Annotated in this window: 16 protein-coding genes; 11 read left to right on the plus strand and 5 right to left on the minus strand. The window is 69.9% G+C overall.

All coding sequences use genetic code 11. The annotated features are described in order from the left end of the window. Positions 1-96: 96 nt before the first annotated feature. The 5 genes from ASF68_RS12735 to ASF68_RS12755 all read left to right on the plus strand — a co-directional run bounded on the left by ASF68_RS12735 (position 97) and on the right by ASF68_RS12755 (position 5,547). The gene (locus tag ASF68_RS12735; RefSeq protein ID WP_056010847.1) at positions 97-1,038 is read left to right on the plus strand and encodes an aldo/keto reductase; all 942 of its coding nucleotides are present in this window, start codon (positions 97-99) and stop codon (positions 1,036-1,038) included. A 180-nt stretch (positions 1,039-1,218) separates the two neighbouring features. Continuing rightward, positions 1,219-2,931, plus strand: a complete 1,713-nt coding sequence (locus ASF68_RS12740) for a circularly permuted type 2 ATP-grasp protein (RefSeq protein WP_056010850.1) — start codon at positions 1,219-1,221, stop codon at positions 2,929-2,931. Then, positions 2,925-3,854: an alpha-E domain-containing protein gene (locus ASF68_RS12745; RefSeq protein WP_056010853.1), complete on the plus strand. Its 930-nt coding sequence runs from the start codon at positions 2,925-2,927 to the stop codon at positions 3,852-3,854. The genes ASF68_RS12740 and ASF68_RS12745 overlap by 7 nt, the downstream gene beginning before the upstream one ends. Further along, positions 3,851-4,696: a transglutaminase family protein gene (locus ASF68_RS12750; RefSeq protein ID WP_056010854.1), complete on the plus strand. Its 846-nt coding sequence runs from the start codon at positions 3,851-3,853 to the stop codon at positions 4,694-4,696. The genes ASF68_RS12745 and ASF68_RS12750 overlap by 4 nt, the downstream gene beginning before the upstream one ends. 38 nt (positions 4,697-4,734) lie before the next feature. Continuing rightward, positions 4,735-5,547: a CPBP family intramembrane glutamic endopeptidase gene (locus tag ASF68_RS12755; RefSeq protein WP_056010856.1), complete on the plus strand. Its 813-nt coding sequence runs from the start codon at positions 4,735-4,737 to the stop codon at positions 5,545-5,547. A 10-nt stretch (positions 5,548-5,557) separates the two neighbouring features. Here the strand turns inward: ASF68_RS12755 and ASF68_RS12760 are convergent, their stop codons facing one another. Beyond that, positions 5,558-5,851 carry a DUF4287 domain-containing protein gene (locus tag ASF68_RS12760; protein WP_056010859.1) on the minus strand — a complete coding sequence of 98 codons (294 nt, stop codon included), beginning with the start codon at positions 5,849-5,851 and terminating at the stop codon, positions 5,558-5,560. A gap of 128 nt (positions 5,852-5,979) precedes the next feature. Here ASF68_RS12760 and ASF68_RS12765 point away from each other — a divergent pair, with 128 nt between their 5' ends. Both ASF68_RS12765 and ASF68_RS12770 read left to right on the plus strand, forming a co-directional pair. After that, the gene (locus tag ASF68_RS12765) at positions 5,980-6,360 is read left to right on the plus strand and encodes a DUF3054 domain-containing protein (RefSeq protein ID WP_056010862.1); all 381 of its coding nucleotides are present in this window, start codon (positions 5,980-5,982) and stop codon (positions 6,358-6,360) included. Positions 6,361-6,367: 7 nt separating this feature from the next. After that, positions 6,368-7,294, plus strand: coding sequence for an isoprenylcysteine carboxylmethyltransferase family protein (locus ASF68_RS12770; protein ID WP_056010865.1), 927 nt, complete (start codon positions 6,368-6,370; stop codon positions 7,292-7,294). Between the two features lie 34 nt (positions 7,295-7,328). On the opposite strand, the gene ASF68_RS12775 is transcribed toward ASF68_RS12770, so the two are convergent. From ASF68_RS12775 to ASF68_RS12785, 3 genes are all read right to left on the minus strand, one after another. Continuing rightward, complete coding sequence (locus ASF68_RS12775) at positions 7,329-8,735, minus strand: MFS transporter (RefSeq protein ID WP_056010868.1); 1,407 nt, start codon at positions 8,733-8,735, stop codon at positions 7,329-7,331. Between the two features lie 5 nt (positions 8,736-8,740). Continuing rightward, positions 8,741-9,193: a MarR family transcriptional regulator gene (locus ASF68_RS12780; protein WP_327078820.1), complete on the minus strand. Its 453-nt coding sequence runs from the start codon at positions 9,191-9,193 to the stop codon at positions 8,741-8,743. A gap of 70 nt (positions 9,194-9,263) precedes the next feature. After that, a complete protein-coding gene (locus ASF68_RS12785; RefSeq protein ID WP_056010871.1) occupies positions 9,264-10,322 on the minus strand; it encodes a magnesium and cobalt transport protein CorA in 1,059 nt (352 codons plus the stop codon). Between the two features lie 347 nt (positions 10,323-10,669). Between ASF68_RS12785 and ASF68_RS12790 the strand changes: the two genes are divergently transcribed. The 4 genes from ASF68_RS12790 to ASF68_RS12805 all read left to right on the plus strand — a co-directional run bounded on the left by ASF68_RS12790 (position 10,670) and on the right by ASF68_RS12805 (position 14,836). Continuing rightward, complete coding sequence (locus tag ASF68_RS12790) at positions 10,670-11,560, plus strand: alpha/beta hydrolase (RefSeq protein WP_082498608.1); 891 nt, start codon at positions 10,670-10,672, stop codon at positions 11,558-11,560. Between the two features lie 138 nt (positions 11,561-11,698). Further along, entirely contained in the window at positions 11,699-13,117 is a 1,419-nt protein-coding gene (locus tag ASF68_RS12795) for an FAD-binding oxidoreductase (protein ID WP_235526802.1), read from the plus strand. 56 nt (positions 13,118-13,173) lie between these two features. Beyond that, the gene (locus ASF68_RS12800) at positions 13,174-14,223 is read left to right on the plus strand and encodes a biotin/lipoate A/B protein ligase family protein (RefSeq protein ID WP_056010874.1); all 1,050 of its coding nucleotides are present in this window, start codon (positions 13,174-13,176) and stop codon (positions 14,221-14,223) included. Between the two features lie 67 nt (positions 14,224-14,290). Then, on the plus strand, positions 14,291-14,836 hold the full coding sequence (locus ASF68_RS12805; RefSeq protein WP_056010877.1) for a HEAT repeat domain-containing protein: 546 nt from the start codon (positions 14,291-14,293) through the stop codon (positions 14,834-14,836). 30 nt (positions 14,837-14,866) lie between these two features. Here ASF68_RS12805 and ASF68_RS12810 read toward each other — a convergent pair whose 3' ends face one another. Beyond that, positions 14,867-15,367 carry a hypothetical protein gene (locus tag ASF68_RS12810; protein ID WP_056010879.1) on the minus strand — a complete coding sequence of 167 codons (501 nt, stop codon included), beginning with the start codon at positions 15,365-15,367 and terminating at the stop codon, positions 14,867-14,869. Positions 15,368-15,376 lie beyond the last annotated feature (9 nt).

The raw sequence follows: 15,376 nt of genomic DNA on the forward strand, positions 1-15,376 counted from the left end.
CGATCGTCATCCGGCGACACGTGGAATAGCCGCGCGGCCCTCCGCCTTACCGTGAGAGAGGCACACGCCTGAACCGAAGCTCTGGAGGATCATCAGATGACTCACGCCCGCACCACCCTCGGAACGTCCGACCTGTCCGTCTTCCCGCTGAACCTCGGCGGCAACGTGTTCGGCTGGACCGCCGACCGGCAGACCTCGTTCGACATCCTCGACGCCTTCGTCGCGGGCGGCGGCAACTTCATCGACACCGCCGACGGCTACTCCGCGTGGGTCCCGGGCAACACCGGTGGCGACTCCGAGCGCCTCATCGGCGAGTGGCAGGAGCTGCGCGGCAACCGCGACGAGCTCGTCATCGCGACGAAGGTCAGCCAGCACCCCGACTTCCAGGGACTCGCCGCCGACAACATCCTGAAGGCCGCCGACGCGTCGCTCGAACGCCTCCGCACCGACCACATCGACCTCTACTACGCGCACTTCGACGACGAGTCCGTCCCGCTGGAGGAGACGGTGACCGCGCTGTCGTCGCTCGTCGACGCGGGCAAGGTCCGTTACCTCGGTATCTCCAACTACTCCGCCGCCCGCATCGCCGAGTGGTTCGAGATCGTCGAGGCCAAGGGGCTGCACCGCCCGATCGCCCTCCAGCCGCACTACAACCTCGTCGAGCGTGAGTTCGAGGGGGAGCTGCGCACCATCGCCGAGCGCGAGCAGCTCGCCGTGCTGCCCTACTTCTCGCTCGCGAAGGGCTTCCTCACCGGGAAGTACCGCGAGGGTGCGAGCGTCGACAGCGTCCGCGCGGAGGGTGCCCAGGCGTACCTCGCCGACCACGCCGCGCTCCTGCCCGTGCTCGACGAAGTGGCATCCGCCCACGGTGTCTCGGTCGCGACGGTCTCGCTCGCGTGGCTCCGTTCGCAGCCGACCGTCGCCGCGCCGATCGCGAGCGCCCGCACCGTCGAGCAGCTGCCCGACCTCCTCGCCTCCGCGACCCTCGAGCTCTCCGCCGACGAGCTCGCGGCGCTCACCGCCGCCTCGGTCGCCTAGCGCGCTCCGTCGGTCCCCGGTCCGTGTGTCTCCACCGGTCCCTGAGCCTGTCGAAGGGCGCACCTCGACAGGCTCGGTGACCGGTGGGTTCGGCGACCGGCGGCAGGTGACCGAACCCCGCCAGGCTCGTCGGAGCTGCCGGAAACACCCCGGCAACATGGGGCCGAGTAGAGTCGGGCCATGGGCGATCTGTTCAATGGCTACGGCGGCACACTGGCTCCGCGCAAGACGGTGAGCGGTGTCCCCGCCTTCGACGAGATGTTCGGCGAGGCGGCGGAACACGCCGGTGGCGCGACGGCCAGACGGGCGTATCAGGAGATCTACACCTCCCTCGCACGCATGACCCAGGAGGAGCTCCGCGGGCGCACCGACGCCCTCGCCAGCTCCTATCTCGCGCAGGGCGTCACCTTCGACTTCGCCGGTGAGGAGCGTCCGTTCCCGCTCGACGCGGTCCCGCGGGTGATCGAGCAGCAGGAGTGGACGCAGGTCGAGGCCGGCATCAAGCAGCGGGTCAAGGCGCTCGAGGCGTTCCTCGCTGACGTCTACGGCCCGCAGCTCGCGGTGCGCGACGGCGTCATCCCCGCCAAACTCATCTCCTCGTCCTCCCACTTCCACCGGCAGGCCTACGGGATCCAGGCGGCGAACGGCGTCCGCATCCAGGTCTCCGGCATCGACCTCATCCGCGACGAACACGGCCAGATGCGCGTCCTCGAGGACAACGTGCGCGTCCCGTCCGGCGTCAGCTACGTCATCTCGAACCGCCGGGTCATGGCGCAGACCCTCCCGGAGCTCTTCGTCTCGATGCGGGTGCGCCCCGTCGGCGACTACCCGAACAAGCTCCTGCAGGCCCTCCGTGCCTCGGCCCCACCCGGTGTCGAGGACCCGAACGTCGTCGTGCTCACCCCCGGCGTGTACAACTCCGCCTACTTCGAGCACACCCTGCTCGCGCGCCTCATGGGTGTCGAGCTGGTCGAGGGCCGCGACCTCTTCTGCTCCGGCGGCAAGGTGTTCATGCGCACCACGGCCGGCCCCACCCGCGTCGACGTCATCTACCGTCGCGTCGACGACGAGTTCCTCGACCCGCTGTCGTTCCGCGCCGACTCGATGCTCGGCTCGCCCGGCCTGATGCTCGCGGCCCGCCTCGGCAACGTGACGATCGCGAACGCGGTCGGCAACGGGGTCGCCGACGACAAGCTCGTCTACACGTACCTGCCCGACCTCATCAAGTACTACCTCGCCGAGGACGCGATCCTCCCGAACGTCGACACCTGGCGTCTCGAGGACCCGCTCGCCCTGGAGGAGGTGCTCGACCGGCTCGACGAGCTCGTGATCAAGCCCGTCGACGGCTCGGGCGGCAAGGGGCTCGTCGTGGGGCCGGACGCCTCGAAGGAGGAGCTCGCGACCCTGAAGACGAAGCTGCAGGAGGACCCGCGCGGCTGGATCGCGCAGCCGGTCGTCATGCTGTCCACCATCCCGACCCTCGTCGAGGACGGCATGCGTCCACGCCACGCCGACCTGCGGCCCTTCGCGGTCAACGACGGCAACGACGTGTGGGTCCTGCCGGGCGGCCTGACCCGCGTCGCGTTGCCGGAGGGTCAGCTGGTCGTGAACTCCAGTCAGGGTGGTGGCTCGAAGGACACCTGGGTCGTCGGCCGTGCCTACGACCCGAACGCCGCTCCCGAGGCCTCGTCGCACGACATCCAGGGGCTCGTCGCCGAGCAGGCCACGACGGAGACGACGTCGATCCCGATCATCTACGACCACGGCACGACCCCGGAGCACTCGCCCCAGGACCGGCCGACGGGCAACCAGGACCAGCAGGAGCAGCAGCAGCAGGCGCGTGCGGACGCACCGTCTGAGCGTGTCGACGGGCAGGAGGACGCAGCATGCTGAGCCGGATCGCCGAGAGCCTGTTCTGGATCGGTCGCTACATCGAGCGGAGCGACGGCACCGCCCGCATCCTCGACGTCCACCTGCAGTTGCTGCTGGAGGACCCGTGGATCGACGAGGACACCGCCTGCCGTTCGCTGCTGTCCGTGATGGGGAGCGACGCACCGGCCGACCAGGAGCTCACGCGCCAGGACGTCCTCGCGCAACTCGCCGTCGACCGCACCCACCCGGCGTCGATCGCCTACTCCCTGGGCGCCGCTCGCGAGAACGCCCGTCGTGCCCGCGAGATCGTGTCGACCGAGCTGTGGGAGTGCCTCAACACCACCCGGGCGCGGATGCCCCGACGGGTCGCGAGCGACAAGGTCCACGAGTTCTTCGGCTGGGTCCGCGAACGCTCGGCGCTCGCCGTCGGTATCGTGGACTCCGCCACGAGCCGCGACGACGCCTGGCGGTTCTTCACCCTCGGCCGCAGTCTCGAACGCGCCGACATGACCGCCCGCCTGCTGGCGACACGGTCGCTCACCGAGGCCAGTGGTCCGTCGTGGACGACCATCCTCCGCTCCTGCGGCGCGTACGAGGCGTACCTGCGCACCTACCGCGGCATGCCGAGCGCGAAGAACGCCGCCGAGTTCCTGCTGCTCGACCAGCTGTTCCCGCGCTCCGTCATGTTCTCGATCAGCCGGGCCGAGGAGTGCATGCGCGACCTCGAACCGCGGCGCGGACGGGTCGGCACGGTCGACTCCGCCCAGCGGTTGCTCGGTCAGATCCGCAGCGACCTCGAGTATCGCCCCATCCAGGACACCCTCGGCGACCTCCCCGGCCGGATGGACGCCGTGCAGAACGTCACGAGCCAGGTGTCCGAGGCGATCCGCGAACGCTACTTCCCCACGCATGCGGTGCCCGCGTGGATCGGAGAGAACTCATGACCCGTCTGCACATCAAGCACAGCACCGGATTCTCGTACGCCGGCAAGGTGAACGCCTCCTACAACGAGGCGCGCATGCTCCCCGTCACCACGGAAGACCAGTACGTGCTGTACTCGCACATCGACATCCAGCCCGGTGCGTCGCAGTCGACGTACACGGACTACTGGGGCATGAAGGTGTCGGCCTTCGAGGTGCTCACTCCGCACGACGAGCTGTCGCTCACGGCCACGAGTCTCGTCGAGGTCCGCCCTCGGAAGCACGAACCGCACCCGACCGGCTGGGAGCAGCTCGACATCGCGACGCAGGCGGCCGTCACCCGGGTGGAGCACCTGGAGCAGACCCGCCGCACGACGCCGCCGGACGATCTCGTCGAGCTCGCCCGGACCATCGCCGACCGTCACGAGAGCCCCTGCGAGGCGGCCATGGCGATCAGTCGTGAGATCGGCGAGCAGATGGACTACGTGCAGGGCGTCACGAGTGTGTACTCGACGGCGGCCGAGGCGTGGGCCAACCGCAAGGGCGTCTGTCAGGACATCACGCACATCGTCCTCGGGGCGCTGCGGTCCGTCGGGATCCCGGCGCGCTACGTGTCCGGGTACCTGCACCCGAAGCCGCACGCGGCGATCGGTGAGACGGTCACCGGGGAGTCGCACGCCTGGGTGGAGTGGTTCTGTGGTGACTGGCGCGGCTTCGACCCGACCAACATGGTCGACGTCGGCGAGCGTCACGTGCTCATCGGGCGTGGTCGTGACTACGGCGACGTGTCGCCGCTCCGTGGCGTCTACGCGGGTCCGTACCGGTCGAAGCTCTTCGTGAAGGTCGAGATCACCCGCGAGGCCTGACCCGGGGCGGTGTCACGCCGCCCCGTAGGATCGACGGCATGCAGACCGAGATGATCGTCCCGGCCCGCCGCGCGATGAAGCTGATCCCCGCGGTGCTGCTGGCGGCGTCCGCGTTCTGCCTCTTCGGCCTCATGCAGCCCCTCGCCGGGTACCCGTTGCTCGTCGCCGCGCTGGTCACTGCGATCCTCATCGATCGCGCGCTCGCGCAGGATCTGTTCCTCATCGCGATCGGGATCGGCATCGTCTCGACCACCTCGGTGGAGGCTGACGTCTCCTGGCCGAGCTTCTTCCGCATCGGCACCGTCCTCCTGCTGGCGGTCGGCGTCCCGTTCCTCATCGACCGCTTCGTCTACCGGCGGAAGGCGATCATCTTCCCCTGGCGCAGCCGCGAGAAGAAGACGAAGGGGGAGATCGCGTACCTGTTCGCGGTCCCGCTCCTCGGGTGGGCGATCCTGCCGTTCTACTTCATCCGATCCGGTGCCTACGAGAACTGGCCGGTGATCAGCGACGCCGGTGAACTCGGGCGGTTCTTCGTCGGGGTGAACGCAGTCGGCACCTGGGACGAGCTCTTCTTCATCTGCACCTGCTTCGCGCTGCTGCGACGGCACTTCCCGGTCTGGCAGGCCAACCTGCTGCAGGCCGTCATCTTCGTCTCGTTCCTCTGGGAACTCGGCTACCGCTCGTGGGGTCCGCTCCTGACGTTCCCGTTCGCGCTCCTCCAGGGGTACCTGTTCTCGAAGACGCGCTCACTCGGCTACATCCTCGCCGTGCACCTGCTCTTCGACGCGATCGTGTTCCTCGCGATCGTGCACGCGCACCACCGCGACTGGATCCCGATCTTCTGGTACTGACACGAGCGGGTCAGGGGACGGCGGGCTTCGAGGCCTTGCCGTCGAGCCAGAGCTCCGTCGACTCGTCGCGGTGCACGCCGTCGGTGCCCACGTGCTTCTCGCTGATCGTGGGACCGTTCTTGATGACGTGCACGAGCGCCATGCCATGGCCGCGGCCGAGCTCGTAGTCGGTCTTCAACCACTCGAGGATCTCGCCGGCCTTCGTGGACCCGTCGAACCCACGGGTGTGCGCCTCGTCGACGAGCTCGCGGGGTGTCTTGCCGGTCTTGGCTTCCGCCGCGTCGAGGTAGGCCTGGAACGACATGACTGCTCCTTCGTCGGTGGGATGTCAGCGACATCGTACCCAGCACCGGTGGCGCCGCGACAGACCCGGTTCCGCGCCAGACGGCGACCCTCCAGGATGGGCGCCCGGCGCGCCAATAGGGTGAGGGGATGGAACGCCCCCGCAGGACCCCAGCAGGATTCGCCGCGACCGTCGGCATCGACCTCCTCGCCGTCATCGTGTTCGTCCTCATCGGCCGGGCCAGCCATGGCGAAGGGATCCTCGGCATCCTCGTGACCCTGTGGCCGTTCGCCGTCGGCCTGCTCGTCGGGCACGTGCTCGCCCTCGTCCTCGGCCAGCGCGAGACCCGCGCCGTGCGCTGGGCGGGCGTCATCGTCTGGGTGTCGACCGTCGTCGTCGGCATGGTGCTGCGAGCGGTGTCCGGTCAGGGCGTGCAGCTCAGCTTCGTCATCGTGACCGTCATCGTCCTCGCCGTCCTGCTCCTCGGCTGGCGCCTGGTCGCCTGGCTCATCGCTCGCCGGCGCCACTGATGCGCGCATGAGCGCCGTCGCCTGGGGGCGCTGGTACTTCGGCGTCCAGGCCGTCGCCGGCGCAGCCTGGTGGGTGTCGGTGTTCCTCGTCCCGTTCGTCCGCGACGCGACCCTCGGGTCCCTCGATCCGGTGATCATGGCGCTGCTCGACGTGCCGTTGTTCGTCGTCGCCTCGGCGCTCGCCGCGATCGGGATCCGCTGGGCGGCGATCCTGGCGACGGGATGGACGCTGCTCGTCACCGTCGCACTCGGCGTGTTCGCGGCGGTGACCGGCCAGGCGGGCATCGGAGCCCTGCTGATGGTCGGCGCCGCCGTCGGATCGGTCACGGCACTCGCGCTCGTCCTCACCGGTGGGATCCCGAGGGCGTGGATCGCGATCGGACCGTTCGCCTTCCGCCCGGCGGATCCGACGGCGTCGACCGGGGCGCAGCTCGGGCGGACGGCCATCGAGATCGTCGCGTTCTGGGGCGTCTTCCTCGCGGTCATCCCGGCGGTGCTGCGGTTCTTCGAGCTGCGGTGGCAGGTCGCGATCACGCTCCCCGGTGCCGAGCCGTTCGCCGTCATCGCCGGGGTCGTCGTCCTGGTGCTCGGCAGCATCGTCGGGCTGTGGTCGGCGGCTGCGATGGCGACCACGGGAGGCGGGACGCCGCTGCCGGCGGCGATGCCGAACCGCCTGGTCGTCGCCGGACCCTACCGCTTCGTCCGCAACCCGATGGCGGTCGGCAGCATCGTCCAGGGGATCGGCGTCGGCCTGCTGCTGTCGTCCTGGATCGTGGTGGTCTACGCGGTCTTCGGCGCGGTCGTGTGGAACGTCCTCGTCCGGCCCGTCGAGGAGGCCGACCTCGAGGCCCGCTTCGGCGAACCGTACCGTCGGTACCGGTCGGAACTCCGCTGCTGGGTGCCGAGCCTCCGCCCGGTGCCCGCCCGTCGGTGATCCAAGTCGAACGGGCCGCTGCTGGGCGGACCGGCTAGCGGCGGGAGCCGGTGAGTGGGCTGCGATCGTCGACCGGCGACGGTTCCGGCCTGGGTTCGGCTGCCGCAGTCACGCGCGGCTTCGCCTTCGGCAGCGGGATCGGCGAGGTGAGCGCGATCTGCTCCGAGAACTCCTCGGGGGTGACCGGTGCGACGACGCCGTCGTGGGTGAACTGCAGCCGCCAGCGGGAGTCCGGGGCGACGCGCAGGCGCAGGTGGTGCCGCACGACCCCGTAGAGCAGACCGGTGGCGCAGGCGATGAAGCCCGCCAAGGCCCCGAGCCCGAGTGCCCACCGCGGCCCGAGGGTGTTCGCGACCCACCCGACGATCGGCGCACCGATGGGCGTGCCACCCATGAGGATCGCCATGTACAGCGCCATCACCCGGCCGCGCACGGCGGCCTCGGTGGTGGTCTGGACGAGTCCGTTCGCGGTGGTGAGCAGGGTCACGGTCGAGAAGCCGACGAGGATGAGCACGGCGGCGAACGTCCAGTAGCTCGGCATGAACGCGGCCGTCAGGGCGGCGACACCGAAGAGGCCGGCCGCACCGACGATCATGCGCATCTGCGCCTGGGCCCGCCGCGCGGCGAGCAGCGCTCCGGTCAGTGAACCGATCGCGAGGACGGAGGAGAGGATCCCGTACTCACCGGCACCCTTCCCGAACTCGACCGCCATCGTCGACGCGAAGATCGGGAAGTTCATGCCGAACGCGCCCATGATGAACACGATCACGAACACGACCATGAGGTCGGGGCGTCCGCGGACGTAGTGGAAGCCCTCGACGAACTGCCCGCGGGCGCGTGGTGCCCGCGGTGGTCGGCGGAGCTTGCCGGTGCGGAGGGCGAGCAGCGCCCCGATGACGCCGAGGAAGGTGAAGGCGTTGACGACGAAGACCCACCCGGACCCGATCGCGACGATGAGGAGACCGGCGATCGCCGGGCCGACCATGCGGGCCGCGTTGAATGACGCCGAGTTGAGGGCGACCGCGTTCGACATGTTGTGCTCGTCGACGAGCTCCGAGACGAACGTCTGGCGGGCCGGGCCGTCGACCGCGTTGATGATGCCGAGTGCGAGCGCGAAGAGGTACATGTGCCACAGTTCGGCGTGCCCGAAGATGAGCAGCGCGCCGAGGGCGAACGCCAGGAGCATGAGGCTCGACTGGGTGAGGATGAGGATCTTGCGCTTGTCGAAGCGGTCCGCGATGAGGCCGGTGATCGGCACGAGCACCAGCTGGGGCCCGAACTGCAGGGCCATGGTGGCGCCGACGGCCACGGCGTCGTTGTCGGTCAGGTCGGTCAGGACGACCCAGTTCTGGGTGGTGGCCTGCATCCACGCGCCGACGTTCGACACGAGGGCGCCGATGAACCAGATGCGGTAGTTGACGCTGGACAGGGAACGGAACATTGCACTCACTGGGTGGCGAGTCTCCTCATGATCTCGGCTGCGCGGGCGAGGGTGTCGCGTTCGTCCGGGGTGAGCGCGCGCAGCTGCTGGGTGATCCACGCGTCGCGTTTCCGGACGGTCTCGGTGACGGTGGTGTGGCCCGCTTCGGTGAGGGCGATGGTGACCTTGCGGCGGTCGGCCGTGTCGGTTTCGCGGGTGACGTACCCGGCCTCTTCGAGGCAGTTGACGGTGCGGTTCATCGATGGCGCGGACACGCGGTCGCGTTCGGCGAGCGCACTGAGTGTCGCGGAGCCCTCTTTGTAGAGCCCTCCGAGCACGGAGAACTGCGGATCGCTGAGGTCGTCGACGCTTTTCTCGCCGCGCAGGCGCCTCGCCAATCGGAAGGTGCCCATGCGGAGTTCGGAGGCCTGCTCCGCGATCGTCCGTGCTGTCGTCTTCGGTGCCGCTGTACCTGCCACGAATGCTTAGCCTAGCTCATTAGTGAGGCTAAGTAAAGAGGTGTCGAAGGGCGCCCAGCGACCAGCGCCGTCACAACCAGCGGCGGAACCGGAAGATCGCGTACAGCGTGCCGGAGAGGGCGAGCATCGCGCCGATCGCGGCGGGGTAGCCGAACTGCCAGTGCAGCTCGGGCATCGCGTCGAAGTTCATGCCGTAGACGGTGCCGATGAGTGTCGGTGCGAAGAGGATCGCCGCCCATGAGGAGATGCGCTTGATCTCCTCGTTCTGCGCCAACGCCGTCTCACTCATCCGCCGCGACTCCTCGTTCTGCGCGAGGCTCGCCTCGGAGAGTCGGCGCATCTCCTCGTTCTGCTGCTGCGTCATGAGGGTCGCGTGCACGGTCAGCGCGTTCCGGAGCAGGTGACGGAAGGAGTCGACCCGCTCGGCGATCCGGAGGACGTGGTCGAGCACGTCCCGGAACCCGTTCCGCAGTTCCTCGTCGAGCCCGTACTTGTCGGCCCCCTGCAGGAGCCCGTGGAGCACGGCGCGGAGCGGGGCGGTCGCGCGCTGGAACGCCATCACCTGTCGCAGCAGTTCGTAGATGCGGCGCGAGACGTCCGCGGCGTCGCCGAAGAGCTCGTCCTCGATCTCGTCGATGTCGTTCTCCAAGCCGGCGACGACGGGTCCGTACCCGTCGACGACCTGGTCGACCACGGCGTGCAGGACGGCGTCGGGGCCGAGCGCGAGGATGTCCGGTCGCGCCTCGAGGCGCCGACGGACCTGACCGAGGTCGGGCTTCTCGGCATGCCGGACCGTGACCACGAAGCCGGGGCCGACGAACAGGTGCACCTCGCCGAACTCGACCCGCTCCTCGGCGTCCAGGTAGTGGGCGGGGCGCAGGACGACGAAGAGGGTGTCGCCGTAGCGTTCGAGCTTGGCGCGCTGGTGGCCCTTCAGGGCGTCCTCCACGGCGAGGGGATGCAGGTCGAACTCCTGCGCGACGGAACGGATCTCCGACGGCTGCGGGCGGTACAGCCCGATCCAGGCCATGCCGCGCTGCTCGTTCAGGAGTTCGTACGTCGCGTCGAGGGAGCGCGGGCTCGCCGAGCGTCGCCCGGTCACGTAGATGCCGTTGTCGATGAGTGCCATGAGGTCTCCGTCCATCGATGGACGGGAGCGTGCGGCGGCCGCGCGGGTGCGGACGATCCTGGGGGATCGCACCCGGGGAGGTGTGAGTGGGCGCCTCGGCGCCGGCGGGGCAGCGCCTACCGGGTGGGGGAGGCGGAGCGGTTCGTCGACGCGATGGCGCGGGTACTGTCACCAGCCATGGCCGCTCACCTCGCTTCCGTCGATCCCTGCGGCCCGCCGTTCGGGCCTCGATCACCGTACGCCTGCCGCTGACGAACCGCAAACCCGCATCTGTGGGCTGACCGGGACCTGCCGCGCGGTGTGGAGGAGGCGAGGCGTGGAGCGTGCAGAAGGCCTACGCTGGCGGGATGAGCGAGCAGATCCCGCCACCTGTCGACGCCGACGACGCGAACCGGCCGTTCGAGCCGAGGCCGTACACGACCGAGACGATCGTGGACGACGACGGCGTGACGATCTACCTCTACGTGTGGGAGGTGGCGAACCCGAAGGCCGTCGTGCACATCGCGCACGGCGCCGGCGAGCACGCCCTCCGCTACGGCCGCCTCGCCGCGGCACTCAACGATGCGGGCTATACGGTCGTCGCCGACGACCACCGGGGCCACGGCCGGACCGGCCTCGAACACCTGGGCCTCGGCAAGCTCGGGCCCCGCACCACCTGGGGTGCGATCGCCTCGCTCGCGGCCGTCGGTCGCCACCTGCGCACCCGGTTCCCGGAGTCGGCGTTGGCGCTCCTCGGCCACAGCTGGGGCTCGCTCATGGCGCAGAAGGTCGCGGCGCACCACGATCTCTACGAGTACCTCATCCTCTCGGGGACCTCGCTGGCCATGCCGGGCGTCATCAACGCCGGCGACCTCAACAAGCGGTGGCGGAAGACCGGAACCACGGGCCTCGAGTGGCTGAACCGGGATCCGGCCGCCTGGGCCGCCTTCGCCGCCGACGAGCGCAACTTCGACATCGGCGTCACGCCCGTGTGGAACCCGATCCAGGCGTTCGCCTTCCTCGGCCGGCCACCCCGCCACATGCCGCGCAAGCTGCCCGTGCTCATCCTCGGCGGCTCCGACGACGCGCTCGGCGGCGTCCGCGGGCTCACCCTCCTGCGGGACGCCTACGTCAAGCGCTCGAAGCTCACGGACGTGACGCTCATCATCTACCCCGATGCCCGGCACGAGATCTTCAACGAGCTGAATCGCGAGGACGTCGAGCGCGACGTCGTCCAGTGGCTCGACAAGCGCACCTGAGGCAGCTCCCGGCGCCGCGCCCGGTCCCTGAGCTCACCCCGTCTGGTCCCTGAGCTTGTCGAAGGGCGCGGGACCGGGACAAGTACGGCGACCACGGGGTACAGTCGCGGCATCCACTCTCGACGCGGAGGAGACCCGGTGACCTCGGACGGCCCCACCTACAGCCATCGTCGGCGCAACCCGGCCGAGCGCATCGCGCGGTCCCTCGCCGGGGCGAGCACCGTCCCGTACTGGCTCGACACCCCGGAACGCCCCACGCCGGAGCCCCGCCTCGTCGGCCACGTCGACACCGATCTGCTCGTCGTCGGTGGCGGCTACTCCGGGCTCTGGACGGCGCTCATCGCGAAGGAGGCCGACCCCTCGCGCGACGTGGTCCTCATCGAGGGCAAGGAGGTCGGCTGGGCGGCGAGCGGCCGCAACGGTGGCTTCTTCGAAGCGAGCCTCACCCATGGCGACGACAACGGGGAACGCCACTTCGCCGAGGAGCTGCCACAACTCGAACGGCTCGCGGACGAGAACTTCGACGGGTTCGTCGCCACGCTCGACCGCCTCGGGATCGACGCCGAGTTCGAGCACACGGGCGTGCTCACGGTCGCGACCGAGCCGCACCAGGTCGACGCACTCCGCGAGGTCTCGGGCGACGGCGTCTTCCTCGACCGCGAGGCGGTCCAGGAGCTCGTGCACTCACCGGTGTACCTGGCGGGTCAGCGCGAGTGGAAGAGCACCGCGCTCGTCCACCCGGCGAAGCTCGCCTGGGGATTGAAGCGCGCCTGCATCGAGCTCGGCGTCCGGGTGTTCGAGCACACGCCGGCGACCGGTCTGCGGCGCTCGGGCGAGGGCGTCGCGGTGACCACGCGGCAGGGGAGCGTGCAGGCCCGCCGGGTCGCGCTCGCCACCAACGGCTTCCCCTCGCTCCTCAAGCGCACCGAGCTGCTCACCATCCCCGTGTACGACTACGTGCTCATGACGGAACCGCTCACCGCCGAGCAGCTCGCGAGCATCGGCTGGACGGACCGGTTCGGCATCGCCGACTCGAGCCGCGAGTTCCACTACTCCCGCCGCTCGGCCGACGACCGCATCCTCTACGGCGGCTTCGACGCCGTCTACCACCGTGGCGGCAGGATCCGTCCCGAGCACGACCAGCGCCGCGAGACCTTCGAGACGCTCGCCGACCACTTCTTCACGACCTACCCGCAGCTCGACGTGCGGTTCACTCACGCCTGGGGCGGCATGATCGACATGTGCTCCCGCCTCTCGGCCTTCCAGGGCTCGGCACTCGGCGGTCGTGTCGCCTACAGCGCGGGGTTCACCGGGCTCGGCGTCGGGGCGACGCGCTTCGGGGCGAAGGTCATGCTCGACCTGCTGAGTGGCGAGTCGACGGAGCTGACCCGGCTGCGGATGGTGCGGTCCAAGCCGATCCCCATCCCACCCGAGCCCATCGCGAACCCCGCCATCCAGACGGTCCGCCGCGCCGTCGCCCGTTCCGACGCGAACGAGGGCCGCGACGGCCTGCTCCTGAAGGTCATGGACCGCTTCGGCATCGGGTTCGACTCCTGAGCCGATCGGCACCGCTTCCGGGGAATCCGGACGCCGTCCAGGAATAGGCTGGGGGCATGCATGGTGAGTACAAGGTCCCGGGTGGCAAGCTCGTCGTCGTCGATCTCGACGTGGTCGACGGTCGGATCGCCGACTTCCGCCTGGCGGGCGACTTCTTCCTCGAACCGGACGACGCGCTGGCGCTGATCGACCGCGCGGTCACCGGCCTGCCGGCCACCACCGACGCCGCCGGGCTCGCCGCCGCCATCCGCGGGGCGCTCCCGGAGAACGCCGTGCTCCTCGGCTTCACCCCGGAGGCCGTCGCCACCGCCATCCGCCGCTCGCTCGCGAAGGCCACCGGCTGGGGCGACTACGACTGGCAGCTCATCCACGACGGCTCGGTCTCCCCCCAGCTGCACCTGGCGCTCGACGAGGTGCTCACCAACGAGGTCGGTGAGGGCCGCCGCGGTCCGACGCTGCGCATCTGGGAGTGGGACCAGTCGGCCGTCGTCATCGGCAGCTTCCAGTCGCTCAAGAACGAGGTCGACCTCGACAACGCGAAGGCGAACGGCTTCGAGGTCGTCCGCCGGGTCTCCGGTGGCGGCGCCATGATGATGCAGCGCGGCGGGATCATCACCTACTCGCTCTACGTGCCGGCGGAACTCGTGAACGGCATGACCTTCGCCGACTCCTACGCCTACCTCGACGACTGGGTGCTCGTCGCCCTCCGCTCGCTCGGCATCGAGGCGACGTACCAGCCGCTCAACGACATCACGAGCCCATCCGGCAAGATCGGCGGGGCGGCGCAGAAGCGCCTCGGGAACGGCGCGGTGCTGCACCACGTCACGATGAGCTACGACATGGACGGCGAGCTCATGACGCAGGTGCTGCGCATCGGGCGCGAGAAGCTCAGCGACAAGGGGACGACCTCGGCGGCCAAGCGGGTCGACCCGCTCCGCAGCCAGACGGGCCTCTCGCGCGCCGAGATCATCGACCGTATGAAGGACACCTTCGTGGAGATCACCGGCGCAACCCCGGGCCACGTGACGGAGGCGGAGCTGGCGGCGGCCGAGTCGCTCGTCGAATCGAAGTTCGACACCGACGCCTGGCTCACCCGCGTCCCCTGACCCGGCCCTGCGTCGGTCGCCACGCGACCAGCGCACGCCGGAGCCCGCGGACTAGGGTGGGGGAACGATGACAGCGCAGAACGAGACACCCGACACCCCGGTCCCCGCCACGCAGGCCTCCCTCGAGCAACGACTCGCCGACGCGGTCGCCGCCGAGAGCGAGCCCCGCGTCGTCGAGCGCTGCGTCTCGCTCCTCGCCGGCCGGTACGAGGGCGAGGACTTCCTCCGCGTCGTCGGTGGCCACCACGCCGAGGGCATCCTCGGTGGCGCGCCCGCGTTGTACTGGCCGGAACTCTGGGGCACCCGCGCCCTGCTCCACGTCTGGGACGACTCGGCGACCTCGGCCGTCGTCGCCGCACTCGGCAACCAGGCCTGGCGCGTCCGCGAGATGGCCGCACGGGTGTGCGCCGAGCGTCGCGTCGGTGACGTCGCCACGATCGCCCCGCTGCTCAACGACGACCACGCCCGCGTCCGCGCGGGTGGTGCCAGGGCGCTCGCCGCCGTCGGGGGCGACGAGGCCAAGCCGCTCCTCGAAGGTCTCCTCCGCGATCCCGACCGCGAGGTCCGTCGCGCCGCCCAGCAGTCGGCGAAGGCGCTCAGCGCCCGCAGCTGAGCCACCGTCGCGCCGCGCCGACAGATGGCGCTAGTGGGTCGCCGCCTCCAGCACGATGATGACGACGCCGAACAGGGCGGTCGCCACACCGCCGAGGAGGCACCACCACCAGCGCGAGCCGCGCACCACGAAGGCCGCGCACCCGAGCACGAACAGCATCAGCGTCGACACCTGCAGTGCGAGGTTGACCGCCTGCTCATGGGCGAGGCCGCCCGCGACGCCCACGATGAGCGGGATGGTGGGCAGCACGGCGGAGAGCAGCATGCCGAACGACTCCTCGAAGCCGTGCCGGATCGACGCACCGAGGGTGACGGTGCCCTCGTGTCGGTCGTCACCGTGGTGGGCGAGCGCCGCCGAGTAGACGTGCGCCAACCAGAACACGACGAGGGTGATCGCGCTCGTGAAGAGCACCTGCTCGACGTCGTCCTCCTCATACACGCTCGACGCGCCGACGAGGCCGGCGTACACGATGGTGCCGTAGATCGCACTCGACGACGTGAGGCGACGCAACGGTGACGAGTTCGGCTGCATGATCCAGAG

The organism is Plantibacter sp. Leaf314 (assembly GCF_001423185.1).
In the GTDB taxonomy this organism is placed as follows: domain Bacteria; phylum Actinomycetota; class Actinomycetes; order Actinomycetales; family Microbacteriaceae; genus Plantibacter.